The sequence below is a fragment of the Pseudoflavonifractor gallinarum genome (genome assembly GCF_014982855.1).
Taxonomy (GTDB): Bacteria; Bacillota; Clostridia; order Oscillospirales; family Oscillospiraceae; genus Pseudoflavonifractor_A; species Pseudoflavonifractor_A gallinarum.
Map to the genome: position 1 here is coordinate 124,891 of NZ_JADCKF010000003.1, position 22,729 is coordinate 147,619.

The window sequence follows — 22,729 nt, forward strand, 5'->3', positions numbered from 1 at the left end:
TTTATCTCCGGTCCGGCATGACCGCTCCATGCGCCTCATAGAATGGGAGCAGAATCGATGAGGAAGGGGAGAGCGCTGTGCCGAAAAAAGAAGAGGGGCCGAAAGAATTGTGGACCCGCTACGCAGGCGGCATCCTCCTGGGCGGATGCATCGCCCTGGGCCTGTGCCTGCTTTTACTGCTTGCCGCCTCGGCGGCCATCTATCTGGGCGCCCTGAAGGAGTCTCATATGGACCGCATCACACTGGCCGCGTGTGTTCTGGGGACCTTTTTGGGCGCGCTGTGGGCCGTGAAGCGCTGCGCACGGCGGGCGCTGCCCGTAGGCGCGGGGACCGGAGCGGTGGTTTTGCTCCTGCTGCTCCTGGTGGGAAGCCTTGCCTTTCACGCCCAGCCCCTGGAAAACGGAGGGGTCGCGCTGGCGCTGGCCTGCCTGCTGGGCGGGTGCGGCGCGGGGCTGTGCAGTCAGTTGATGACGCCCCGCCGGAAAAAACGGCGAAAGTGATTGAAATTTCTTCCGGTCTATGCTATACTAATTGCGGTTATCCTATATCAAATGGGAGGGAAACAGAAATGAAGCATATCAAGACGCTCAACGGCGCTACCCTGAAGAACAGCGCTGCTCACGGCGGCTGCGGCGAGTGCCAGACCTCTTGCCAGTCCGCCTGTAAGACCTCTTGCACCGTCGCCAACCAGAAGTGCGAGAACAACAAGTAAGAGGCAGAACCAACACACATGGTTGAAAAGGGTGGGGCTTCCCACCCTTTTTCCATGCTACGTAAGCGCATACGTCCCCGCGATACCGGGACGCTCAATCTGATTTGGAGGATCGAAAGAACATGGTACATACCTTTCAAGCCCTTGGGGTCAATATCGCGGTGGATGTCAACAGCGGCGCGGTCCACGTGCTGGACGAGGTGACCTACCACCTGCTGGAGAAGGTGACCCCTCCCATGGGGGAGCACTGCCCGGAGGACATCAAGGCCGCTCTGTCCCAGTACGATCCTGCCGCGCTGGAGGAGGCGTGGCAGGAGCTGCGCGGTCTGGCCGCCGAGGGACTCCTCTTTGAGGAGGACGACTACATCGACCGGGAGAAGGCTGCCTCCATGCAGCAGTCCGCCCTGGTCAAGGCCCTGTGCCTCCACGTGTCCCACGACTGCAACCTGCGGTGCAAGTACTGCTTCGCCTCCACCGGCGATTTCGGCACCGGCCACCGCATGACCATGGACGTGGAGACCGCCAAGAAGGCCATCGACTTCGTCATCGAGAAGTCCGGTCCCCGCCGCAACATCGAGGTGGACTTCTTCGGCGGCGAGCCCCTCATGGCCATGGAGACCGTGAAGGAGACCGTGGCCTACGCCCGCTCCATCGAGAAGGAGAAGGGGAAGTGCTTCCGCTTCACCATTACCACCAACGGCGTGCTCCTGAGCGACGAGAACATCGAGTACATCAACCGCGAGATGTCCAATGCGGTGCTCTCCATTGACGGACGCAAGGAGGTCAACGACGACCTGCGCCCCACCGTGAACGGGAAGGGGAGCTACGACGTGATCGTGCCCAAGTTCAAGAAACTCATCGAGGGCCGGGGCACCAAGGACTACTACCTGCGCGGCACCTTCACCCGCTTCCACAAGGACTTCGCGGAGGACGTGAAGGCTCTGGCCGCCATCGGCCGGAACATCTCGGTGGAGCCGGTGGTGGGCAAGGAGGACGATCCCTATGCCCTCCAGGAGTCCGATCTGCCCGAGCTGGAGGCCGAGTACGAGCGCCTGGCCGAGTACCTCAAGGACCACCCCGAGACCAACTTCTTCCACTTCAATGTGGATCTGGCCCAGGGTCCCTGCGTGATCAAGCGCCTGCGCGGCTGCGGCGCCGGATGTGAGTATGTGGCCATCACGCCGGAAGGGGATATCTACCCCTGCCACCAGTTCGTGGGCAACGAGGAGTACAAGCTGGGCAACATCTACGACGGCACCTTTGATATGGAGCTGTCCGGAAAGTTTGCCGGTCTGAACATCTACACCCGCGAGGAGTGCGGCAACTGCTGGGCCCGCTTCTACTGCAGCGGCGGGTGCAGCGCGTCCAACCTGCTGGTCAACGGCGATATCAAGCACCCCCACCATGTGGGATGCGTGCTGGAGCGCAAGCGGCTGGAGTGTGCCATTGCACTGCGCGCCATTGCGGCCGGGATGGCGGATTAACTTTGACAACAAAACGGATACCGCTATATTTTGCGGTATCCGTTTTGTATATCGCTATATCTTGCGCTTTGTGGCCTCCGAACGGGGGCCACATCTTTTTTCGCATTCTGAAATTTACATAATACTGTATACATAATGCGTTATCATAATTGACAAAAATCGGGTAGTTTTGGAAATCCTCTTGCATAATTGTATTATGTAGATTATTATAATTATGGATGAATCCAGTCCGTTGTTTTTCTGTGCTTCTAAAGGCCTCCCTCCTCCGCATAGGATGGGGTGGAGGTGAGAGAGATGCATAAACCCACTGCAAAAGTCTGGGACGTGCCGTCCGGCCTGAGTGCGGCGCTCGCTGTGACATCGATCTGCTTTTTCCTGGGCGGATGCCTGGGATGTCTGTTGGCGGTGCGGGTCGGCGGGGGAGGGAACGACCTCCTCGCGGAATATCTGACCTCCTTTTTACAGAGCGTGCAGGTGCAGCCCGCATCTCCTCCGCTGCTGATCTCCGTCTGGGAGACCATACGCTGGCCGCTTCTGGTGTTCGGACTGGGGTTTACCACGCTGGGGCTTCTGGGTATCCCGCTGGTTTTTTCCGTGCGGGGATTTCTCCTGGCCTTTTCCATCGCCTCGTTCGTCAAGATGTTCGGGGCGAGCGGCGCGCTGCTGGCCTTCGTGGTCTTTGGCGTGTCCGGCTGTATCGCGCTTCCGGCGCTGTTCGTCCTGGGCGTACAGGGTTGGATCGCGTCCCGCTGTCTGGCCACCCGCATGCTGGGGGACGGACGGCGTACCCTCCCGTATGGGAGACTCTATTTTTTGCGCTGCGGGGTGTGTGCCTGCGCGCTGTGTGTGTGTATCTTTTTAGAATCCGTGGTCGTCCCCTCGCTGCTGGCGGGCGCGGCCGGACTGTTTCCCCTCTAGGAAACCGGTAAATAGCGAAAAAGAAGGTGTTGGATGATGGACTGTTATCAAGAGTATGAGCGTTATCTGGCGGAGGAGAAAAAAGTAGCCTCCAATACATTGAGCTCGTATCTTCGTGATATCCGCCAGTTTTTGCACTGGCTGGAGGGTGCAGGCAAGCTGCCTGAGCAAGTAAAACAGTCAGACGTCGAATCCTACACCCAGTTTCTCTCCTCCGAGGGGAAATCGGCCGCGACGGTGACCCGTTCTCTGGCCTCGCTGAAATCCTTTTACAGCTTCCTGATCCGTCAGGGCGTGGTGGAGGTCAACCCCGCCCGGGGCCTCTCTCCGGCCAAGGTGGAGCGCAAGCTCCCCCAGATCCTGACCAGCAAGGAAGTGGAGCTCTTTCTGGAGCAGCCCGACGCCTCGGACGCAAAGGGCTGCCGGGACCGGGCCATGCTGGAACTGCTCTATGCCACCGGCATCCGGGTGAGCGAGCTGATCGGCCTGAATATGGACCACATCAACCTGAGCGCCGCCTTTATCCGCTGCTCCGGCCGGGACCGGGAGCGGATCATCCCCCTGTATCCGGCGGCGGTGCGGGCCCTGAGCGATTACATCGAGCATGTGCGCCCCCAGATGATCGAGCACCCGGACGAACGGGCCCTCTTCGTCAACATGAGCGGTGAGCGGATGAGCCGCCAGGGCTTCTGGAAGCTCATCAAATACTATCAGGAGAAGGCGGGCATCCAGAAGGAGATCACCCCCCATACCCTGCGTCACTCCTTTGCGGCCCACCTGCTGGAGAACGGGGCCGACCTGCGCTCCATTCAGGAAATGCTGGGACACGCCGACATCTCCTCCACCCAGATCTACACCCAGATCGTCAGCCAGAAGCTGAAGGACGTCTACCGCAAGGCCCATCCAAGGGCATAAACCTGTCTCAAAAACGCATGGCATTTTTGAGAGGGGATACACTTTCTCGTCATGCCGAAAGCCGGTGCGCGGATGCGCGCCGGCTTTTCCTATCTCCACACGAGAGAGGCAGAGAAATCTCCTTTTCATTTTCAAACGTCTGTGCTACAATAAAGAAGATTGAGCGCCGGGTCTATGCCCGGCCCAGAGGATCGGAACACCGGGCAGGGAGGAAGGACATGGTTATTTTAGGCATCGACCCGGGATTTGCCATCGTGGGCTTCGGCATCCTGGAGGCCGACCGGAATGCCCAGCGTCTGCTCCGGTGCGGGGCCATCACGACACCGGCTGGGGTGCCCCTCCCGGGGCGCCTTCGGCAGATCTTCGAGGATATGCACCAGCTGCTGACCACCTTCCGGCCGGACGCCATGGCGGTGGAGGAGCTCTTTTTCAATCAGAACGTGACCACCGGTATCGGTGTGGCCCAGGCCAGAGGGGTGATCCTCCTGGCCGCCGAACAGGAGGGGGTCCCCATTTTTGAGTACAGCCCCTCCCAGGTCAAGCAGGCCGTGGCCGGCTATGGAAAGGCCGAAAAGCGCCAGGTCATGGAGATGACCCGCAAGCTGCTGCGCCTCTCCGCCGTCCCCAAGCCGGACGACGCCGCCGACGCGGTGGCCATCGCCCTGTGCCACGCCAGATCCTTTACCTCGCGGCTGAGTCTTCTGGACTCCGCCCGCCCGGGCAGCGGCCGCTACGCCGCCCGGACCAGATCATAACAGGATTGGAGAAACAACAGCGTATGTTTTACTATGTCAGCGGTACCGTGGCCCATGTGGAGCCCTATCTGGCGGTGATCGACTGCGGTGGGGTGGGCTATGCCTGCCGGACCACCAACCAGAGTCTCTCCCGCCTCACCGTAGGGGAGAAGGGGAAGCTCTTCACCCATCTCTACGTGCGGGAGGAGATCTTTGAGCTCTACGGCTTTGCCACCGAGGATGAGCTCAACTGCTTCCGGCTGCTCATCGGCGTGTCGGGCGTGGGACCCAAGGCCGCCCTCTCCATCCTCTCGGCCACCACGCCGGAGGGGCTGGCCATGAGCATCATCACCGGGGACGAGAAGGCCCTCACCGTGGCCCAGGGCATCGGGAAGAAGATCGCCCAGCGCATCATCCTGGAGCTCAAGGACAAGCTGGCCAAGGGACAGATCGCCCCCAAGGGCGAGAGCTACGGCGGCACCGGTGTGACCGTCATCCCCCAGAACAAGTCCAGCGAGGCGGCCGCCGCCCTGGCCGTGCTGGGATACAGCCAGAGCGAGGTGGCCATGGCCCTCAAGGGCATCGACGTGGAGGCCCTCAGCCTGGAGGACATCATCAAGCAGGCCCTGAAGAAGATGGTGAAGCAGTGAAACAGCTTCTCCTGATCGGCGGACCCATGGGCGTGGGTAAGACTCAGGTGTGCCAGTGCCTGCAAAAGCGGCTCCAGCCCAGCGTCTACCTGGACGGGGACTGGTGCTGGAACCTGAATCCCTTCCGGGTGACCGAGGAGACGAAGGCCCTGGTTCTGGACAACATCGGGACGCTGTTGGGCCGCTTTCTCCGGTGCTCGGAGGTGGAGTATGTCATTTTCGGCTGGGTCATGCACCGCCAGGAGATCGTGGACGAGATCTGCGCCCGGCTGCCCCTGGACGGGGTGGAGGTCCACGCCTTTTCGCTGCTGGCCGCACCCGCCGTACTGGAGGAGCGGCTGCGGCGGGATATCCGGGCGGGAAAACGGCAGGAGGACGTGATCGGGCGGAGCCTGGCCTATCTTCCGCTGTATCGGGACATGGATACGATCCCCGTCTGGACCGACGGCAAGGGCGTGGAGGAGGTCGCGGCGGAGATCGAGATGGATTTGAAACGCATCAGAGACAGGAAGTGAGATTTTGAGCATTGACTTTTCGGACGACGGGAGCCTGGAGACCAGAGAGCCGCTGGTGACCACCTCGCTGCTCCAGGAGGACGAAGGGGAGTACTCCCTCCGGCCCAAGGTCCTCTCGGAATACATCGGACAGCGCAAGGCCAAGGACAACCTGGAGGTCTTTATCCAGGCCGCCAAGATGCGCAATGAACCCCTGGACCACGTGCTGCTCCACGGCCCTCCGGGCCTGGGCAAGACCACCCTCAGCGGGATCATCGCCAACGAGATGGGGGTCCATATCCGCATCACCTCCGGCCCGGCCATCGAGAAACCGGGGGATCTGGCCGCCCTCCTCACCAACCTGAATGAGAACGACATCCTCTTCGTGGACGAGATCCACCGGCTCAACCGCTCGGTGGAGGAGATCCTGTATCCCGCCATGGAGGATTTCGCCATCGACATCATCATCGGAAAGGGTCCCTCGGCCAACTCCATCCGCCTGGACCTGCCCAAGTTCACCCTGATCGGGGCCACCACCCGGGCGGGCCAGCTCTCCGCCCCTCTGCGGGACCGGTTCGGCGTCACCCTGCGGCTGGAGCTCTATACCCCGGAGGAGCTCTCCCTCATCGTCACCCGGAGCGCGGGCATCCTGAACGTCCCCATCGAGCCCGACGGGGCCATGGAGATCGCCCGGCGCAGCCGCGGCACCCCCCGCATCGCCAACCGGATGCTCCGCCGGGTGCGGGATTTCGCCCAGGTGAAGGCCGGGGGCGTCATCACCCGCGCAGTGGCCGACCAGGCCCTCACCGCCCTGGAGGTGGACGACCTGGGGCTGGACGCGGTGGACCGCCGGATGCTGCGCGCCATCATCGAGCACTACGGCGGCGGCCCGGTGGGGCTGGAGACCCTGGCCGCCACCATCAATGAGGAGTCCATCACCCTGGAGGACGTCTATGAGCCCTATCTCATGCAGATGGGTTTTCTCACCCGCACGCCCCGGGGCCGCTGCGTCACCCGGCAGGCCTATCTCCACCTGGGACTTCCCGTCCCGGGGGGCGCCGCCGGCGGCATGGAGCAGCTCACCTTTTAAGCCCTGCGGGGAACTGCCATCGAATCTGACTCACATTCAACGAGAATGAGGTGTATTTATGGGAAAATTGTTTGGTACGGACGGCATCCGCGGCGTGGTCAACGCCGGTCTGGACGCCACTCTCGCCTATCAGGTGGGCCTGGCGGCCGCCGTGGTCATGGCCAAGGAGACCGGAAAGAGCCGCCCCCAGGTGGCCATCGGAAAGGATACCCGCATTTCCTCCGACCTGCTGGAGAGCGCCCTGATCGCGGGCCTTTGCTCCGCGGGAGCGGACGTGCTCCATCTGGGCGTGGTGCCCACCCCGGCGGTGGCCTTCCTCACGGTGGAGATGGGGGCCGACGCGGGCATCGTCATCTCGGCCTCTCACAACCCCTTTGAGCACAACGGCATCAAGATCTTCAACAGCCAGGGCTACAAGCTGCGCGACGCCCTGGAGGGGGAGATCGAGGAGATCATCCTCTCCGGACAGCTGCCCGCCCTCAAGACCCACGGGGACCTGGGCCGGGTCATCCACAAGGACGAGGAGGAGACCCGGGCCTACATCGACCACCTGCTCTCCACCGTGGACACCGATTTTGCCGGTATGCGCATCGTGGTGGACTGCGCCAACGGCGCGGCTTCGGCCACGGCGCCGGGGCTGTTCGCCCGCTTCCCCAAGCTGCACGCCGACATCCTGCACGCCCAGCCCGACGGCATCAACATCAACAACGGCTGCGGCTCCACCCATATGGAGGACCTGAAGGCCGCTGTCGTGAAGGGCGGGTACGACCTGGGTCTGGCCTATGACGGCGACGCCGACCGCTTCCTGGCCGTGGACGAGAAGGGCGAGGACATCGACGGCGACCAGATCATGGCCGCCTGCGCACGGGTGCTCCAGGCCGAGGGCAAGCTCAACGGCAACGCCATGGTGGGCACCGTCATGAGCAACATGGGCCTGCACATCTTCGCCAAGGAGAACGGCATGGAGCTGCACTGCACGCCCGTGGGCGACCGCAACGTGCTGGAGAAGATGCTGGAGCACGACTTCGTCATCGGGGGAGAGCAGTCCGGCCACACCATTTTCCGCGCCTATGCCACCACCGGCGACGGAGAGCTCACCTCCCTCCAGTTCCTCCAGGTGCTCCACCGCTCGGGCAAGAAGGCCTCTGAGCTGGTGGCCGACTGCCGCCGGTATCCCCAGGTCCTCATCAACCTCCCGGTGGAGAGCAAGGAAAAGAAGGAAGAAATCATGGCCGCCCAGGCCCTCAAGGACGCGGTCCAGGCCAAGGAGGCCGCCCTTCAGGGGACCGGCCGCATCCTGGTGCGCCCCTCCGGAACCGAGGCCCTCATCCGCGTGATGGTGGAGGCTCAGACCGAGGAGGCAGCCCGTGCCTGCGCCGAAGAACTGGTAGATGTCATAAAAATCCTGTGAGATTTTTTGGCATAATATAAATATTTTGCATAAACGCTTGACAACAAGATATACTCTTGCGTATAATAACAGACAAGGAGCAAGAGCATGAGTGCTTTCCAACCCCAAAACTCCAATCCTTCCGACGAATGCCTGTGCGTCAGGAGCAAATCCGGCGATCGCAGCGCGGCAGAGGAGCTGGTTCTGCGCTATAACCGCGTGGTGCGTGTGTGCGCCCGGCCCTACTTTCTGGCGGGCGGTGACAGCGAGGATCTGATCCAGGAGGGGATGTTGGGACTTTGGAACGCCATCCGCGAGTACGATCCCCGGCGGGAGGTCTCCTTTCGGACCTATGCCGAGACCTGTATCCGCAACCGTTTGCGCTCCGCTATTAAAGCAGCAGCAAGAGATAAGCATTCCCCGTTGAACAATTCTGTTTCTTTCGAAACCCCGCTTTTTGACGGATTTGCCGTCCATGACATCTGTGGCAGGGAGTATCGCTGTCTGGAAAATCCGGAGGATACTCTGATCGGTCAGGAAGAAGTCCGTGAGCGAATGAATGTGCTAAAGGGCCAGTTGTCCGGTTTCGAAGCGAAGATCCTCGGGCTCTATCTGGAAGGGTTGTCCTATTCCGAGATTGCCGCTGAGGTAAAACGGTCCCCGAAATCGGTGGACAACGCTGTGCAACGTATCCGGCGGAAGGTCGCGCAGCACTTTTCATCTGGCGATGTCAGCGAGAGCTGAACGCAATATTAATCTGTCCCAGCACTTCACGGTTTCAATTCCGGACCTGGGCAAATGAGTCAAAGAGAGGGTATTTATCATGTACGAAGACAAGACTTTGGTATGCAAAGAGTGTGGCCAGGAGTTCGTGTTCACCGCTGGTGAGCAGGAGTTCTACGCAGAGCGCGGCTTCCAGAACGAGCCCCAGCGCTGCAAGGCCTGCCGTGACGCCCGCAAGGCCGCTTCCCGTGGCCCCCGCGAGTACTTCACTGCTACCTGCGCCGCCTGCGGCGGTGAGGCCCGCGTGCCCTTCGAGCCCAAGTCCGACCGTCCCGTGTACTGCAGCGATTGCTTCGCTCGTATGCGCGGCGAGCAGCAGTAAGCTCTGTATGTAAGACAAGGACGCCCTCCGGGGCGTCCTTGTTTTTTTCTCAAAAATGCAAGCATTTTTGAGAGGGGGATGCAGGCCGCGGCGCGCACGCGCGGATGCGCGCACACTTGCAGCCTGAGCTGTGTTTTTTCCGACGTACACGCCGCCGGAAAAAACGCCTTCACTTCCTTCCGCCGTCTGCGGACGGCGGAACTCTGCGAGGCGCTTGCCCCACAGCGCGCAGAAATACGCTGCCCTCGCCCGGAAAAAGAGTTGAAAAAGGGCGACAAATAGGATATACTACTCACGTATCCTTTTATCTTCTGATTTGGAGGTTTACCCATATGGTTCAGATTACGAAAGACACCATCATCGGCGACATCCTGGATATCGCCCCCCAGACTGCTCCTCTCTTCATGTCCATCGGCATGCACTGCCTGGGCTGCCCCTCTTCTCGCGGCGAGACCGTGGAGGAGGCCTGCATGGTCCACGGCGTCAATGTGGAGGCCCTGCTCAACGCCATCAACGAGCAGATCGCCGCTTCCGAGCAGCAGTAATCGGTACGAGAAAAAAAGAGCGGCTTTTCGGCCGCTCTTTTTTGAGTTTCTCAGATCAGGAGGGAAGTTCTTGAAAACCATTGAGCTGTCGCCGCGCCTGCAGGCCGTGGCGGACCTGGTCCCGCCCCAGACCAGGTTTGTGGATGTGGGGACGGATCACGCCTATCTGCCTGCCTATCTGATCCAGAAGGGGATCATCCCCAGCGCGGTGGCCTCCGATCTGCGGAAAGGGCCCCTGGAGCGCGCCCGGCAGACGGCGGAGCGTTACGGAGTCACCAATCAAATGTCCTTCCGCCTGGGCAACGGGCTGGAGCGGGTGCAGCCGGAGGAGGCCCAGACCATCGCCATTGCCGGGATGGGAGGGGAGACCATCTCCGCCATCCTCTCGGCCGCCCCCTGGTGCCGCCTGGGGGATCGGACGCTGATCCTCCAGCCCATGAGCGCGCTGCCCGAGCTGCGGGCCTGGCTTCAGCGCAGCGGCTACCGCATCCTGCGGGAGCGCCTGTGCCGGGAGGGCAACACCATTTATACCATTATGCAGGTGGCAGCGGGGGAGATGCCCCCTCTGACCCCCGCGGAGTGCTGGGCCGGTTCCCGGGAGACTGCCGGGAGCGAACCGCTGCGCCCGGCGCTGCTGGAGCACCTGCTGGCCCGGGTGGAACGGGCCCTCGCCGGCATCCGCCACTCGACGCGCCCGGAGGACATCCCCTGGAAAACAGAGCTGGAGTCCGTCCGGGAGGGACTCATCACCATGCAAAGGGAGTTGAAGCAAGATGAAAGTAAATGACATCTACGCCTATCTGGATCAGAGAGCGCCTTTCTCCATCCAGATGGACTTTGACAACGCCGGTTTTCTGGTGGGCCACGGGGAGCGCACGGTCTCCAAGGTCCTGATCGCCCTGGACATCACGGAAGAGGTGGTGGCCGAGGCCGCCGAGCTGGGGGCCGAGCTCATCGTGTCCCACCACCCGGTGATCTTCCATCCGGTGAAGAGCATCCGGGACAACGATCCCACCGGGCGCATCCTGCTCTCTCTGATCGAGCACCAGATCGCCGCCATCTGCGTACACACCAACCTGGACGCGGTGGCCGGCGGCGTCAACGACGCCCTGGCCCAGAAGCTGGGTCTCACCCAGCTGGAGCTCCTCCACACCGACGGGGTGGACGGGGACGGCCATCCCTACGGCGTGGGCCGTGTGGGCATGCGGGAGGGCATCCCCGAGTACGCCCCCGCCTTTGCCCAGTTCGTGAAGGAGACCCTGGGCGCCAACGGCGTGCGCTATGTGGACGCCCGCCGTCCCGTGCGGCGTGTGGCGGTGGGGGGCGGCGCCTGCGGCGACCTGCTGACCGACGCCTTCCGGATGGGCTGCGACACCTTCGTGACCTCCGACGTGAAGTACAACGGTTTCCTGGACGCCAAGGCCCTGGGCATCAATCTGATCGACGCCGGACACTATCCCACCGAGCAGGTGGTCTGTCCCGTTTTGGAGAAATGGCTGCGCGGCGCCTTCCCCGGGGTCGAGTTTGTGCAGACAAAACGGCACAAAGAGGTCTTTTCTTATCTATAATCGTCACGTTTAGGGGTTGCAAAGGCCTGTGGGCTGTGCTAAACTAGTCTAGCTGATTTTTGTCGGCTGCCCGCTGGGGCAGACGTATTGATTTCTGGAGAAGGGAACGAATTGTATGTCCGGACATTCCAAGTGGCACAATATTCAGAAGACCAAGGGCGCGGCTGACGCCAAGCGGTCTCAGCTCTTTACCAAGATCGCCCGCGAGATGATCGTGGCGGTCAAGCAGGGCGGCAGCGGCGACCCCGCCAACAACTCCCGTCTGGCCACCGTCATCGCCAAGGCCAAGGCGGCCAACATGCCCAACGACAACATCAAGCGCACCATCGACAAGGCTCTGGGCGCCGGGAACAGCGACAACTTCGAGAGCGTGGTCTACGAGGGCTACGGCCCCAACGGCGTGGCCGTCATCGTGGAGGCTCTGACCGATAACCGTCAGCGCACCGCCCCCGAGGTCCGTCACCTGCTGGACAAGTACGGCAAGGGCCTGGGCGCCACCGGCTGCGTGTCTTGGTCCTTTGACCAGAAGGGCGTCATCGTCATCGAGCGGGAGGACCTGGACGAGGACACCATGATGATGGACGCCCTCGACTGCGGCGCCGACGACATGCAGGTGGAAGAGGAAGTCTTCACCGTCTACACCGCCCCCGACGCTTTCGGCGATGTGCTCGCCCAGCTGGAGGAGAAGGGCTACGCTTTCCTGGAGGCCTCCGTGCAGATGGTGCCCCAGAACTATGTCAAGCTCACCGATGAGACCGACATCAAGAACATGGAGAAGCTCATCGACCTGCTGGAGGAAAACGACGACGTGCAGAACGTCTACCACAACTGGGATCAGGACTGATCCATACCAGCAACACAAAAGAAGTCAGGTCTCCTGCGCTTTGCAGGGGCCTGACTTTTTTTGCCTTCTCACACCAAACATCTTCGCACACAAGGCCCCGCCCCACCGGGGCACGGTGGCTGTGCCTATGACCCTATCCATTTCTATGTCTATCTTTATTTCTATTTCTTTTTCTATTTCTATCCCTATATGGCGTCCCAGGTGTACGCAAACGTACACCAAAGGGCGGTTGGACGGGTAGGGGTAGGAGGTGCTTTTCATGGCACAGAAGAAAAGTTTTCTCGTCTATTTTGACAACTACCCCATGGTCCAGGCTCTGCCGCTGGAGCAGCGGGGCCTGCTGCTGACCGCCCTCTTCGAATACGGCATGGCCGCCGGAGAGCCGGACAGTCCGTCCATCCCGGAGATCCTGGAGGCCTTTCCCGCCATGACGGAGGAGACCCGGATGGCCTGCCTCTTCATGTGTTCCAACATCCACCGGGACACCCAGCGCTGGCTGGGCCGCCAGGCCGCCCAGGAGCGCCGGCGGACGGGGCAGGGGAGCGGCCCGGAAACCGGGGAGCGCACCTATCAGGCCCGGGACGTCCTGGCCCAGATCCGCCAGGATCTGGCCCACCGCTGGGAGGTGGAATAGCCCTCTTCAGGGCAGCAAAAAACGCCCCGGCCATACAGCCGAGACGTTCTTTCTGGTACAAGCAGGCCTGTAAGCCGGGTTCTGTCATTTAAGACAGCCATCTATCTCGACGCACCGTTGCCGGTACGCTCCAGCCGCCTCCATGGGACGGTCGGGCCGACCATATGTCCCTCCACGGCGTTGCTCCGGATAGAGTTTACAGCGATGGACTGTTCCCAGCCATCGGGCGGGCTCTTATCTCCGCCTTTCCACCCTTACCTCGTCGGCGCAAGCTTCCTATCCCTCGCTTCGTCCCAAGGGACAAAGCTCGCTCAGTCCGCTGCGCCTCCTCTCCCAACAAAAACATCTGTTTTTGTTGGGGCCCCAGAAAAGGGGACGAGGCGGTTTATCTCTGTTGCACTTTTCCTAGGGTCGCCCCCGGCGGGTGTTACCCGTTATCCTTGCCCTGCGGAGCCCGGACTTTCCTCACAGGCGGGCCTTTCGTCCCGTCTGCGCGGCTGTCCAGCCTACTTGCAAAGGGTATTGTACCCTATGGAAGAAAAATTGTCAAACAAAAAGAACACCTCGATTCTCTTCCCACTGTTTGATATAGTGCGCAAGGTCGTGGTAATCATCCTGTTCTGCCGGCTGCAAATCACAGATAAAGCCGGCGATATCCTCTGCACTTCTGTAATATTTCTGCAGGTGAGAATTGCCCTGCTGCAAAATGTACGATTTGAGTGCAATGGTCAGCATCTTTTTTCTTGTAAAAAACATATTCTTGGAAAAATCCATAAAAAATACTCCTTACCCTGTGTTGAGTAAAGAGTAGCATGCAACTTCATTTATGTCAATATTAATTTTATATTATATCACTCTGTATAAACAATGTCAAGTGTTTTTTCGAGAGAAACCAGCAAGCCCATCTTCCGCAACCTGCGGGCAGCACTCACAGCCGACGGATAACCGCAAGAATGGTTTGAAATTTTTGGGCGGAGGAGATATAATATATCAGTTAAACAACTGGAGTGATCCGGAAAGGGGAACGAGACCATGAGTTCCATGATACAGCAATACCTGGATGATCTCAGGGGGAAGCGGGTGGCCGTCATCGGCATCGGCGTGTCCAATACGCCCCTGATTAAAATGCTGGTGCGCGCCGGCGTGCAGGTGACCGCCTGCGACAAGCGGGACCGGGCCGACTTCGGCGGTCAGGCCGAGGCCCTGGAGAGCCTAGGCGTGACGCTGCGCCTGGGGGAGGATTATCTGGAGGGGTTGGATCAGGATGTGATCTTCCGTACCCCGGGCCTGCGGCCGGATGTTCCCCAGCTCCTGGCCGCCCGGGAGCGGGGCGCGGTCCTCACCTCGGAGATGGAGGCCTTCTTCGAGGTCTGTCCCTGCCAGATGATCGGCGTCACCGGCAGTGACGGAAAGACCACCACCACCACCATCATCGCCGGGCTCTTGAAGGCCGCGGGCTATACCACCTATGTGGGCGGCAACATCGGCAAGCCCCTGCTGCCCGACGCGGACGGGATGGAGCACGGGGATGTGGCCGTGCTGGAGCTCTCCTCCTTCCAGCTGATGACCATGCAGCGCAGCCCGGACATCGCGGTCATCACCAACCTGGCCCCCAACCACCTGGATGTACACACCTCCATGGAGGAGTATGTCTCCGCCAAGGAGAACATCTATCTCCATCAGGAGGAAGAGGGCCTGGTGGTCCTCAACGAGGACAATGAGATCACCCGCAGCTTTGCCGCCAAGGCCCCCGGCCGGGTGATGTGCTTCAGCCGGAAGCAGGAGCTGGAGCGGGGCGTCTACGTGAAGGACGGGGCCATCTGGGTCTCCGATGACAACGGCAAGCGGGAGGTGCTCCCCATCGAGGGCATCCTGCTGCCCGGCATCCACAACGTGGAGAACTACATGGCGGCCATCGCCGCCGTGAACGGCCTGGTGCCCGATGACGTGATCCGGGAGTTTGCCGCCGCCTTCCAGGGGGTGGAGCACCGCATCGAGCTGGTGCGCACCCTGCGGGGCGTGCGCTACTACAACGACTCCATCGCCTCCAGCCCGTCCCGGACGGCGGCGGGGCTGCGCTGCTTCGACCAGCCGGTCATCCTGATCGCCGGAGGATACGATAAGCACATCCCCTTCGACACCCTGGGGCCGGAGATCGTCTCCCACGTGAAGAAGCTGGTCCTCACCGGACCCACCGCCGGCAAGATCCGCGCCGCGGTGGAGGGGGCTCCGGGTTACGCCCCGGGCCGGCCCGCCATCGTGGAGGTGGAGGACTTCGACGAAGCGGTGGCGGAGGCCAACCGGGACACGGTTCCCGGCGACGTGGTCATCCTGTCGCCCGCCTGCGCCTCCTTCGACCGGTTCAAGAACTTCATGGAGCGGGGCAACGCCTTCAAACGAATCATCCACGCGCTGGACTGAGCGCTATTCGGTTTTACCCAACACAACAGGAAGTGATATGGATTGAATATGCGAAACGCACTGGAGCAGCTGTGTGCCCAGAACGCGCCCTCCGGCTTTGAGGCCCCCGCGGCCCAGGTGGCCCGGGCGCTGCTGGAGCCCCTGATGGACGAGGTCTGGACCGACCGCATGGGCAATGTGATCGGGGTGCGCCGCTGCGGAAAGCCGGGCGCCAAAAAGCTGCTGCTGGACGCCCATCTGGACGAGATCGGGCTCATCGTCACCGGCATCGAGGAGGGCTTCCTCCGCTTTCAGACCATCGGCGGGGTGGACCCCCGGATGCTCCCCAACCGGGAGCTGAACGTGCTCACCGACCCGCCCCTCTTCGGGGTGGTGGCCTGCCTGCCCCCCCACGTGCAGAAGGAGGGGGACGACAAGCGCTCCATTCCCATCTCTGAGCTCTACGTGGACATCGGCATGAGCCAGGAGGAGGCCGAGCGCCGGGTGCCCATCGGCACCCCCATGACCTTCCGGGGAGGCTGCTTCCCCCTGGGCGAGCGGGAGATCTGCGGAAAGTCCATGGACGACCGGGCCTGCTTCGTGACCCTGCTGCGGGCAGCTGAGCTGCTCCAGGGGAAGGAGCTGGACGTGGACCTCTATGTGATGGGCTCCACCCGGGAGGAGATCAGCGGCTCGGGCGCCCAGTGCGCCACCTTCGCCATCGCCCCCGACTTCTGCGTGGCGGTGGACGTGACCCACGGCCGCACGCCGGACGGTCCCAGGGAAAAGAGCTTTGAAGTGGGCGGCGGCCCGGTCATCGGGGTGGGTCCCAACATGACCCGCTGGATGACCCGCCGGGCCATGGAGAAGGCGGACGAGCGGGGCATTCCCTACCAGCTGGAGGTCATGGCCGGGCACACAGGGACCAACGGCTGGTTCATGCAGATCTGCCGGGAGGGGATCGCCACACTGGTGGTCAGCCTGCCCCTCAAATATATGCACAGTCCCATCGAGGTCATGGATGAGCCGGACGCCGAGCAGGTGGCCCAGCTCCTGGCCGCCTTTGCCGAGGGACTGGGAGAGGAGGCGGAGACCCTATGCTGAAGCTGCTGCAAGAGCTGTGCGCCTGTTCCGGCGTCTCCAGCTTCGAGGACGAGGTCCGCGCCTGTATCCGGGCTCATGCCCAGCCCTACGCGGACGAGATCCGGGTGGACGCCCTGGGGAACCTGATCGTGAAAAAGCGCGGCAGGAAGGCCACCGGCGACAAGCTGGTCCTGTGCGCCCACATGGACGAGGTGGGCCTCATCGTGCGCCACATCACCGACGAGGGGTATCTGAAATTCTCCGCGGTGGGGGGCATCGACCGCCGCGTCCTCATCGGAAAGCCCGTCAAGGTGGGGGAGAAGGGCCTCCCCGGAGTCATCGGCCTGAAGGCCTACCACTTGGTCAGCGCCGAGGAGGAAAAGGTGGTCCCCAAGCTGGACGACTACTATATCGACATCGGCGCCCGCTCCAAGGCGGAGGCCCAGGCGCTGGTCTCCCTGGGGGACTGCGCCGTCTTTGAGAGCGACTGGGTGGAGTTCGGAGAGGGTATGGTCAAGGCCAAGGCCCTGGACGACCGGGCTGGCTGCGCGGTGCTCCTGAAGCTCCTGGAGGAGGAGCTCCCCATGGACTGCACCTTTGTCTTCACCGCCCAGGAGGAGGTGGGGACCCGGGGCGCCTTCGGCGCGGCCTTCTCGGTCAAGCCCGAGATCGCCCTGGTGCTGGAGACCACCACCGCGGCCGATCTGCCCGGCATGGAGGGGCACCAGAAGGTCTGTGTCCCCGGCGCGGGCGCGGTGATCCCCTTCATGGACAAGGGCTCCATCGCCGACCGGGGGCTCTTCGAGCTGCTGCGCTCCCTGGCGGAGGAGCATCAGATCCCCTGGCAGACCAAACACTGGATTTCCGGCGGGAACGACGCCGCCGCCTTCCAGCGCGCCCGGGAAGGGGTGCGCACGGCCACCGTATCCCTGGCGGTACGGTATCTCCACGCGCCGGCCAGCGTGGCGGCCAAGCGGGATCTGGACGCCATCCTGCATCTGACCCGGCTCTTCATCGGCGCGATCGCCGCGCGCGCATAAACAGGGAGGTACCAAGATGGACATCGTAAAGATCATAGAAACACTCAACGCCTGCCACGCCCCCTCGGGAAACGAGCGGGAGATCGCCCAGGCCATTCAGACCCTCGCCGCCCCCTATGCCGACGACATCTCGGTGGATACGCTGGGCAATGTGATCGTGCACCGGAAGGGAATCGGTCCCAAGGTGATGTTCGCCGCCCACATGGACTCCATCGGCGGGATCGTCACCCACGTGGACGAGAAGGGCTTTGTGCGCTTCGGCGCCATCGGCGGGCTCCACGCCCCCGATCTGGCCGCCACGCCGGTCCGGTTCCAGAACGGGACCCATGGTGTGCTCTGCGTGCCCGAGAGCGCCGACCCCAAGGAGCTCAAGCTGGACGACCTCTATGTGGACATCGGCGCCTGTGACGAGGCCGAGGCCCGCAGCCAGGTGACGCTGGGAGACACCTTTGTGTATGACACCGCCTCCTTTGTGGCGGGCAAGCGCATGGTGGCCCCCTATATGGACAACCACATCTCCTGCGCCGTCCTGCTCCTGGCGCTGGAGCAGCTCCAGAAGAGCGAAAACGACCTCTATTTCGTCTTTACCGTGCAGGAGGAGGTGGGACTCCGGGGCGCCAAGACGGCGGCCTTCGCCATTGATCCCGCCTATGCCATCGCGGTGGACGTGACCTCCGCCGACGACGAGCTGGGGAGCAAGCACACCGCCACCAGCAAGCTGGGCGCGGGCGCGGCCGTCAAGGTCATGGACCGCTCGGTCCTCTGCCATCCCAGCATGGTCCGGAAGCTCAACGCACTGGCCAAGGAGCAAGGCATTCCGGTCCAGGGCGATATCATCAAGGCCGGCGGCACCGACGCCGGGGCCATCCACCAGAGCCGGGCGGGCGTGTATACCGGCGGGATCTCCATCCCCTGCCGCTACATCCACACCCCCCAGGAGATGGTGGACCTGCGGGATGTGGAGGCCTGCGCCAAGCTGTCCGCGGCCTTCGCCGGGGCGGCCCTGGAGGGCTGAGCCCATCATAGATTCAGATTTCAGATAGGATAGGAAGAGAGAGATGTCTTTACAGATCAGCGAGCGGGTCCGGAGCCTGGCGGCCCGGGCTCAGTCGGAATTGAGAGAACAATTTGACCGGATCGACGCCATTGCGGAGGTCAACACCCAGAAGGTCCTGGCCGCCTTCCAGAAGCACCATGTGGCCGAGAGCTATTTTGCCGGCACCACCGGCTACGGCTACGACGACCTGGGCCGGGACAAGCTGGAGGAGATCTATGCCGATATCTTCGGCACCGAGGACGCCCTGGTGCGCATCGGGTTTGTGAACGGCACCCACGCCATCTCCTGCGCCCTGTTCGGGGCGCTCAAGCCGGGGGATATTCTGGTCTCCGCCGTGGGCGCCCCCTATGACACCCTTCTGGGCGTGATCGGCGTAGTGGACAAGGGCCCCGGCTCTTTGAAGGACTACGGGATCGAGTACCGGCAGGTGGAACTGGTGAACGACGCCCCCGATCCCGAGGGCCTGGCCCGGGCCGTGCAGGACCCCCGGGTCAAAGCGGTGCTCATCCAGCGCTCCAAGGGCTACTCCACCCGCTCCTCCCTCTCGGTGGAGGAGATCGGCGCCCTGTGCGCCGTGGTGCGGGAGCACAATCCCAACGCGGCCATCCTGGTGGACAACTGCTACGGGGAGTTCGTGGAGGAGCAGGAGCCCACCCAGGTGGGCGCCGATCTGGTGGTCGGCTCCCTCATCAAGAACCCCGGCGGGGGTCTTGCCCCCACGGGCGGATACCTGGCCGGGCGGAAGGATCTGATCGAGGCGGCCTCCATGCGCCTCACCGTCCCCGGCATCGGCCGGGAGTGCGGCTCCACCCTGGGACAAAACCGCGCCCTCTACCAGGGCCTCTTCCTGGCCCCCCACACGGTGGCCCAGGCGGTCAAGACGGCGGTCTTCGCCGCCAAAATGATGGAGCTTCTGGGCTACGCCACCGAGCCCACCTCCGACATGGTGCGCCATGACATCATCCAGATGATCCACTTCGGCACCCCCGAGCCCCTCAAGCAGTTCTGCAAGGGCATCCAGTTCGGCGCGCCGGTGGACTCCTACGTGACTCCGGAGCCATGGGACATGCCGGGCTATGACTGCCCCGTCATCATGGCGGCGGGCGCCTTCATCCAGGGCGCCTCCATTGAGCTCTCCTGCGACGCGCCCATGCGCGCCCCCTACACCGCCTATCTCCAGGGCGGCCTGACCTACGAGTCGGGCAAGCTGGGCGTCATGCTGGCGGTGGAGGAGCTGCTGCGGAGCGAGTAATCGGCCAAGCCGGCGGCGGCATATACTCCCTCAAGTGAGGTGAGTCTATACCATGCGGCGATGGATGCGACATATCTGGCTGCGCCGGCCCGCCCGGCCCGGCCGCTCCGTTCCCCGCAGGGGAGGGAAGGGCCTGCCCGCCCTGATCGGGGTGGGGCTGGCCCTTCTGCTGATTCTTCCGCTGGACGCGCTGCTCTCCCAATCGGTGCTCGCCCTGGCCTCCGCCCAGGTCCAGGCCCTTCTCTCGGAGGAGGTGAACGCCGCGGTGGCCTACCATCTGGAGGAGTACCCTCTCTCCTATGAGAACCTGGTCTCCCTTCAGGTGGGGGAGGACGGCACGGTCCAGACGCTCACGTCGGACCCCTTTGCCCTCAATCAGCTCCGCGCCCAGCTGGTGGAGGAGGTCAGCCGCCGTCTGCGCGCCATGGAGCCCATGACGGTGTCCCTTCCCCTGGGCAATCTGACCGGCGTTTCCGTGCTGGGCGGGTACGGCCCCTCCATCCAGGTGCAGCTCCTGTCGGTCTCGGTGGCCGGGGCGGAGCTGCGCAACGAGTTCTCCGAGGCCGGGATCAACCAGACCCTCCACCGGATCTGGTTCGATGTGACGGCCAGCGCCACCCTCGTCCTGCCGGGGCACAGCCTGGACATCCAGACCAAGGTCCCGGTCTGTGTGGCCGAGACCATTCTGGTGGGGCAGGTCCCCCAGACCTATGTGCACATCTCCGGCGGGACGGAGAACCCCTGAGGGGGGTACACGGGCACACCCAGTACAACAACCATCTGAAACATTCCAACGGGAGGTCCCTTATGGACGCAAAACAGGAAATACAGCAGCTGCGCCAGGAATTGGAACAGGCCAACTATGAATACTATGTACTGGACTGCCCCAGTATGAGCGACTACGACTTTGACCACAAGCTCCGCCGTCTGGAGGAGCTGGAGGCGGCCCACCCGGAGTACGCCGACCCCAGCTCGCCCACCCAGCGGGTAGGCGGGACCGTGGCCGACGGCTTTTCGCCCGTGGTCCATCCGGTTCCGCTGGAGAGCCTCCAGGACGTCTTCGACGGGGAGGAGGTAGCCGACTTCACCGTGCGGGTGCAGGAGGGCCTGGGCGCGGACCAGGTGGTCTACGATGTGGAGCCCAAGGTGGACGGCCTCTCGGTGGCCCTGGAGTACCGGGACGGCGTCTTTGTCCGGGGGGCCACCCGGGGCGACGGCCAGGTGGGGGAGGACGTCACCGAGAACCTGCGCACCATCCGCTCCATCCCCATGGTGCTGCCCGAAAAGCTCCCCAGTCTCATCGTGCGCGGGGAGGTGTATATGCCCAAGCAGGTCTTTGAGCAGCTCAATGCCGCGCTGGAGATCCAGGGGAAGCCCCTCTTCGCCAATCCCCGCAACGCCGCGGCCGGCTCTCTCCGGCAGCACGATCCCCGGATCGTGGCCGAGCGCCGTCTGGACATCCAGGTCTTCAACATCCAGCGGGCGGAGGGGAAGACCTTCTCCACCCACACCGAGACCCTGGACTACCTGAGGGAGCAGCACTTCAAGGTCATCCCCTATCGCCTGTGTACCGGCATCGACGAGATCCGGCAGGAGATCGACCGCATGGGGGAGGAGCGGGAGGACTACCCCTTTGAGATCGACGGCGCGGTCATCAAGCTCAACGATCTCGCCGACCGCACCATCCTGGGCAGTACCGCCAAGTTCCCCCGCTGGGCGGCAGCCTACAAGTACCCGCCGGAGCAGAAGCCCTCCCGGATCGTGGACATCGTGGTCCAGGTGGGCCGGACGGGGGTGCTCACCCCCAAGGCGGTCATCGAGCCGGTGCGCCTGGCCGGGACCACGGTCACCAACGCCACGCTGCACAATCAGGACTTTATCTCCGAGAAGGACATCCGCATCGGGGACACGGTCCTGGTCCAGAAGGCGGGGGAGATCATCCCCGAGATCGTCCGGGTCCTGCCCGAGCTGCGCCCGGAGGGGACGCAGGCTTATCATCTGCCCTCGGTCTGTCCGGTCTGCGGGGCCCCTGTGGTCCGGGATGAGGACGGCGCCCACATCCGCTGCACCGGCGCGGAGTGCCCGGCCCAGCTGCTGCGGCATCTGGTGCACTTTGCAAGCCGGGACGCCATGGACATCGAGGGTCTGGGCCCCGCGGTGGTGGAGGCGCTGGTGAAGGCCGAGCTGGTCAAGTCCCCGGCCGACCTCTACCGTCTGGAGGTGGCGCAGGTGGCCGCTCTGGAGCGGATGGGACAGAAGAGCGCGGAAAACCTGATTTCCGCCCTGGAGGCCTCCAAGGAGCGGGACCTCTCCCGGCTCCTCTTCGCCTTCGGCATCCGGCAGGTGGGGCAGAAGGCGGGCAAAGTGCTCTCGGCCCACTTCCGCACCCTGGACGCGCTGATGGCGGCCACCATCGAGGAGCTGACTGCCATCCCCGACATCGGGGAGATCACCGCCCGGAACATCGTCTCCTGGTTCGAGAGTCCCCAGAGCCGCCATCTGATCGAGTCTCTCCGCGCGGCGGGCGTCAATCTGGAGAGCCGGGAGGCCCCCGCCGGCGATCAGCTCGCGGGCAAGACCTTTGTCCTCACCGGCACACTGGAGCACTTCACCCGGGACGAGGCCAAGGCGCGCATCGAGGCCCTGGGCGGAAAGGTCTCCGGCTCGGTCTCCAAAAAGACCACCTATGTGGTGGCGGGGGAGGCGGCCGGCTCCAAGCTGCGCAAGGCCAATGAGCTGGGCATCCCCGTGCTGACCGAAGAAGATCTGATCGGACTGTTGGAATCCTGATCACAAGAAATCCGGCGGCCTCTG

25 protein-coding genes and 1 other RNA gene are annotated in these 22,729 nt (G+C 63.0%); 24 read left to right on the plus strand and 2 right to left on the minus strand.

Annotation, left to right across the window (positions count from 1 at the left end):
• Nucleotides 1-77 precede the first annotated feature (77 nt).
• The 17 genes from INF37_RS04345 to INF37_RS04425 all read left to right on the plus strand — a co-directional run bounded on the left by INF37_RS04345 (nucleotide 78) and on the right by INF37_RS04425 (nucleotide 13,083).
• Nucleotides 78-500 (plus strand): TIGR04086 family membrane protein, encoded by a 423-nt coding sequence (locus INF37_RS04345; RefSeq protein WP_193536652.1) that lies wholly within the window; start codon nucleotides 78-80, stop codon nucleotides 498-500.
• Between the two features lie 68 nt (nucleotides 501-568).
• Complete coding sequence (scfA, locus tag INF37_RS04350; RefSeq protein WP_101693063.1) at nucleotides 569-712, plus strand: six-cysteine ranthipeptide SCIFF; 144 nt, start codon at nucleotides 569-571, stop codon at nucleotides 710-712.
• Nucleotides 713-834: 122 nt separating this feature from the next.
• A complete protein-coding gene (gene scfB, locus INF37_RS04355; protein ID WP_193536654.1) occupies nucleotides 835-2,196 on the plus strand; it encodes a thioether cross-link-forming SCIFF peptide maturase in 1,362 nt (453 codons plus the stop codon).
• Nucleotides 2,197-2,490: 294 nt separating this feature from the next.
• Nucleotides 2,491-3,114: a stage II sporulation protein M gene (locus tag INF37_RS04360; RefSeq protein ID WP_101693065.1), complete on the plus strand. Its 624-nt coding sequence runs from the start codon at nucleotides 2,491-2,493 to the stop codon at nucleotides 3,112-3,114.
• Between the two features lie 33 nt (nucleotides 3,115-3,147).
• On the plus strand, nucleotides 3,148-4,029 hold the full coding sequence (xerD, locus tag INF37_RS04365) for a site-specific tyrosine recombinase XerD (protein WP_193536656.1): 882 nt from the start codon (nucleotides 3,148-3,150) through the stop codon (nucleotides 4,027-4,029).
• A 218-nt stretch (nucleotides 4,030-4,247) separates the two neighbouring features.
• Nucleotides 4,248-4,784: a crossover junction endodeoxyribonuclease RuvC gene (gene ruvC / locus INF37_RS04370; RefSeq protein WP_101693067.1), complete on the plus strand. Its 537-nt coding sequence runs from the start codon at nucleotides 4,248-4,250 to the stop codon at nucleotides 4,782-4,784.
• A 23-nt stretch (nucleotides 4,785-4,807) separates the two neighbouring features.
• Entirely contained in the window at nucleotides 4,808-5,413 is a 606-nt protein-coding gene (ruvA, locus tag INF37_RS04375) for a Holliday junction branch migration protein RuvA (protein WP_193536658.1), read from the plus strand.
• Nucleotides 5,410-5,928, plus strand: a complete 519-nt coding sequence (locus tag INF37_RS04380) for an AAA family ATPase (protein ID WP_328821025.1) — start codon at nucleotides 5,410-5,412, stop codon at nucleotides 5,926-5,928. The genes ruvA and INF37_RS04380 overlap by 4 nt, the downstream gene beginning before the upstream one ends.
• 4 nt (nucleotides 5,929-5,932) lie before the next feature.
• Nucleotides 5,933-6,997, plus strand: a complete 1,065-nt coding sequence (gene ruvB / locus INF37_RS04385; protein ID WP_101693070.1) for a Holliday junction branch migration DNA helicase RuvB — start codon at nucleotides 5,933-5,935, stop codon at nucleotides 6,995-6,997.
• A gap of 58 nt (nucleotides 6,998-7,055) precedes the next feature.
• Entirely contained in the window at nucleotides 7,056-8,408 is a 1,353-nt protein-coding gene (gene glmM, locus INF37_RS04390; RefSeq protein WP_193536660.1) for a phosphoglucosamine mutase, read from the plus strand.
• 87 nt (nucleotides 8,409-8,495) lie between these two features.
• Entirely contained in the window at nucleotides 8,496-9,131 is a 636-nt protein-coding gene (locus tag INF37_RS04395) for a sigma-70 family RNA polymerase sigma factor (protein ID WP_101693072.1), read from the plus strand.
• 79 nt (nucleotides 9,132-9,210) lie between these two features.
• Complete coding sequence (locus INF37_RS04400) at nucleotides 9,211-9,492, plus strand: zinc-ribbon domain containing protein (RefSeq protein ID WP_101693073.1); 282 nt, start codon at nucleotides 9,211-9,213, stop codon at nucleotides 9,490-9,492.
• 332 nt (nucleotides 9,493-9,824) lie between these two features.
• Complete coding sequence (locus INF37_RS04405) at nucleotides 9,825-10,037, plus strand: DUF1858 domain-containing protein (RefSeq protein ID WP_101693074.1); 213 nt, start codon at nucleotides 9,825-9,827, stop codon at nucleotides 10,035-10,037.
• Nucleotides 10,038-10,107: 70 nt separating this feature from the next.
• Nucleotides 10,108-10,824, plus strand: coding sequence for a class I SAM-dependent methyltransferase (locus INF37_RS04410; RefSeq protein WP_193536662.1), 717 nt, complete (start codon nucleotides 10,108-10,110; stop codon nucleotides 10,822-10,824).
• Nucleotides 10,811-11,605, plus strand: coding sequence for a Nif3-like dinuclear metal center hexameric protein (locus tag INF37_RS04415; protein ID WP_101693076.1), 795 nt, complete (start codon nucleotides 10,811-10,813; stop codon nucleotides 11,603-11,605). The genes INF37_RS04410 and INF37_RS04415 overlap by 14 nt, the downstream gene beginning before the upstream one ends.
• Nucleotides 11,606-11,720: 115 nt before the next feature.
• Nucleotides 11,721-12,449 carry a YebC/PmpR family DNA-binding transcriptional regulator gene (locus INF37_RS04420; protein WP_101693077.1) on the plus strand — a complete coding sequence of 243 codons (729 nt, stop codon included), beginning with the start codon at nucleotides 11,721-11,723 and terminating at the stop codon, nucleotides 12,447-12,449.
• A gap of 259 nt (nucleotides 12,450-12,708) precedes the next feature.
• Nucleotides 12,709-13,083 (plus strand): DUF6291 domain-containing protein, encoded by a 375-nt coding sequence (locus INF37_RS04425; RefSeq protein WP_193536664.1) that lies wholly within the window; start codon nucleotides 12,709-12,711, stop codon nucleotides 13,081-13,083.
• Nucleotides 13,084-13,137: 54 nt separating this feature from the next.
• On the opposite strand, the gene rnpB is transcribed toward INF37_RS04425, so the two are convergent.
• Both rnpB and INF37_RS04435 read right to left on the minus strand, forming a co-directional pair.
• Nucleotides 13,138-13,596: RNase P RNA component class A (gene rnpB, locus INF37_RS04430), an RNA gene on the minus strand.
• A gap of 33 nt (nucleotides 13,597-13,629) precedes the next feature.
• Nucleotides 13,630-13,857 carry a hypothetical protein gene (locus INF37_RS04435; protein WP_193536666.1) on the minus strand — a complete coding sequence of 76 codons (228 nt, stop codon included), beginning with the start codon at nucleotides 13,855-13,857 and terminating at the stop codon, nucleotides 13,630-13,632.
• A gap of 258 nt (nucleotides 13,858-14,115) precedes the next feature.
• Here INF37_RS04435 and murD point away from each other — a divergent pair, with 258 nt between their 5' ends.
• The 7 genes from murD to ligA all read left to right on the plus strand — a co-directional run bounded on the left by murD (nucleotide 14,116) and on the right by ligA (nucleotide 22,705).
• Nucleotides 14,116-15,504: a UDP-N-acetylmuramoyl-L-alanine--D-glutamate ligase gene (murD, locus tag INF37_RS04440; RefSeq protein WP_193536668.1), complete on the plus strand. Its 1,389-nt coding sequence runs from the start codon at nucleotides 14,116-14,118 to the stop codon at nucleotides 15,502-15,504.
• Nucleotides 15,505-15,552: 48 nt separating this feature from the next.
• Nucleotides 15,553-16,587, plus strand: a complete 1,035-nt coding sequence (locus INF37_RS04445) for a zinc-binding metallopeptidase family protein (protein WP_193536847.1) — start codon at nucleotides 15,553-15,555, stop codon at nucleotides 16,585-16,587.
• A complete protein-coding gene (locus tag INF37_RS04450) occupies nucleotides 16,581-17,606 on the plus strand; it encodes a M42 family metallopeptidase (protein ID WP_193536670.1) in 1,026 nt (341 codons plus the stop codon). The genes INF37_RS04445 and INF37_RS04450 overlap by 7 nt, the downstream gene beginning before the upstream one ends.
• Before the next feature lie 16 nt (nucleotides 17,607-17,622).
• On the plus strand, nucleotides 17,623-18,621 hold the full coding sequence (locus INF37_RS04455; RefSeq protein ID WP_193536672.1) for a M42 family metallopeptidase: 999 nt from the start codon (nucleotides 17,623-17,625) through the stop codon (nucleotides 18,619-18,621).
• Between the two features lie 43 nt (nucleotides 18,622-18,664).
• Nucleotides 18,665-19,915 carry a methionine gamma-lyase family protein gene (locus tag INF37_RS04460; protein WP_101693083.1) on the plus strand — a complete coding sequence of 417 codons (1,251 nt, stop codon included), beginning with the start codon at nucleotides 18,665-18,667 and terminating at the stop codon, nucleotides 19,913-19,915.
• A gap of 64 nt (nucleotides 19,916-19,979) precedes the next feature.
• Nucleotides 19,980-20,660 (plus strand): sporulation protein YunB, encoded by a 681-nt coding sequence (gene yunB, locus INF37_RS04465; RefSeq protein ID WP_193536675.1) that lies wholly within the window; start codon nucleotides 19,980-19,982, stop codon nucleotides 20,658-20,660.
• A gap of 62 nt (nucleotides 20,661-20,722) precedes the next feature.
• Nucleotides 20,723-22,705, plus strand: coding sequence for an NAD-dependent DNA ligase LigA (ligA, locus tag INF37_RS04470; RefSeq protein ID WP_193536677.1), 1,983 nt, complete (start codon nucleotides 20,723-20,725; stop codon nucleotides 22,703-22,705).
• Nucleotides 22,706-22,729 lie beyond the last annotated feature (24 nt).

What these genes read in the sequence shown, in the direction of transcription:
- xerD (WP_193536656.1), top strand. Translation starts at nt 3,148, where the DNA reads ATGATGGACTGTTATCAAGAGTATGAGCGTTATCTGGCGGAGGAGAAA.
- INF37_RS04415 (WP_101693076.1), top strand. Translation starts at nt 10,811, where the DNA reads ATGAAAGTAAATGACATCTACGCCTATCTGGATCAGAGAGCGCCTTTC.
- INF37_RS04360 (WP_101693065.1), top strand. Translation starts at nt 2,491, where the DNA reads ATGCATAAACCCACTGCAAAAGTCTGGGACGTGCCGTCCGGCCTGAGT.
- glmM (WP_193536660.1), top strand. Translation starts at nt 7,056, where the DNA reads ATGGGAAAATTGTTTGGTACGGACGGCATCCGCGGCGTGGTCAACGCC.
- scfA (WP_101693063.1), top strand. Translation starts at nt 569, where the DNA reads ATGAAGCATATCAAGACGCTCAACGGCGCTACCCTGAAGAACAGCGCT.
- INF37_RS04425 (WP_193536664.1), top strand. Translation starts at nt 12,709, where the DNA reads ATGGCACAGAAGAAAAGTTTTCTCGTCTATTTTGACAACTACCCCATG.
- ligA (WP_193536677.1), top strand. Translation starts at nt 20,723, where the DNA reads ATGGACGCAAAACAGGAAATACAGCAGCTGCGCCAGGAATTGGAACAG.
- murD (WP_193536668.1), top strand. Translation starts at nt 14,116, where the DNA reads ATGAGTTCCATGATACAGCAATACCTGGATGATCTCAGGGGGAAGCGG.
- INF37_RS04445 (WP_193536847.1), top strand. Translation starts at nt 15,553, where the DNA reads ATGCGAAACGCACTGGAGCAGCTGTGTGCCCAGAACGCGCCCTCCGGC.
- INF37_RS04405 (WP_101693074.1), top strand. Translation starts at nt 9,825, where the DNA reads ATGGTTCAGATTACGAAAGACACCATCATCGGCGACATCCTGGATATC.
- INF37_RS04450 (WP_193536670.1), top strand. Translation starts at nt 16,581, where the DNA reads ATGCTGAAGCTGCTGCAAGAGCTGTGCGCCTGTTCCGGCGTCTCCAGC.
- yunB (WP_193536675.1), top strand. Translation starts at nt 19,980, where the DNA reads ATGCGACATATCTGGCTGCGCCGGCCCGCCCGGCCCGGCCGCTCCGTT.
- INF37_RS04420 (WP_101693077.1), top strand. Translation starts at nt 11,721, where the DNA reads ATGTCCGGACATTCCAAGTGGCACAATATTCAGAAGACCAAGGGCGCG.
- INF37_RS04435 (WP_193536666.1), bottom strand. Translation starts at nt 13,857, where the DNA reads ATGGATTTTTCCAAGAATATGTTTTTTACAAGAAAAAAGATGCTGACC.
- scfB (WP_193536654.1), top strand. Translation starts at nt 835, where the DNA reads ATGGTACATACCTTTCAAGCCCTTGGGGTCAATATCGCGGTGGATGTC.
- ruvC (WP_101693067.1), top strand. Translation starts at nt 4,248, where the DNA reads ATGGTTATTTTAGGCATCGACCCGGGATTTGCCATCGTGGGCTTCGGC.
- INF37_RS04400 (WP_101693073.1), top strand. Translation starts at nt 9,211, where the DNA reads ATGTACGAAGACAAGACTTTGGTATGCAAAGAGTGTGGCCAGGAGTTC.
- INF37_RS04460 (WP_101693083.1), top strand. Translation starts at nt 18,665, where the DNA reads ATGTCTTTACAGATCAGCGAGCGGGTCCGGAGCCTGGCGGCCCGGGCT.
- INF37_RS04455 (WP_193536672.1), top strand. Translation starts at nt 17,623, where the DNA reads ATGGACATCGTAAAGATCATAGAAACACTCAACGCCTGCCACGCCCCC.
- INF37_RS04395 (WP_101693072.1), top strand. Translation starts at nt 8,496, where the DNA reads ATGAGTGCTTTCCAACCCCAAAACTCCAATCCTTCCGACGAATGCCTG.
- ruvA (WP_193536658.1), top strand. Translation starts at nt 4,808, where the DNA reads ATGTTTTACTATGTCAGCGGTACCGTGGCCCATGTGGAGCCCTATCTG.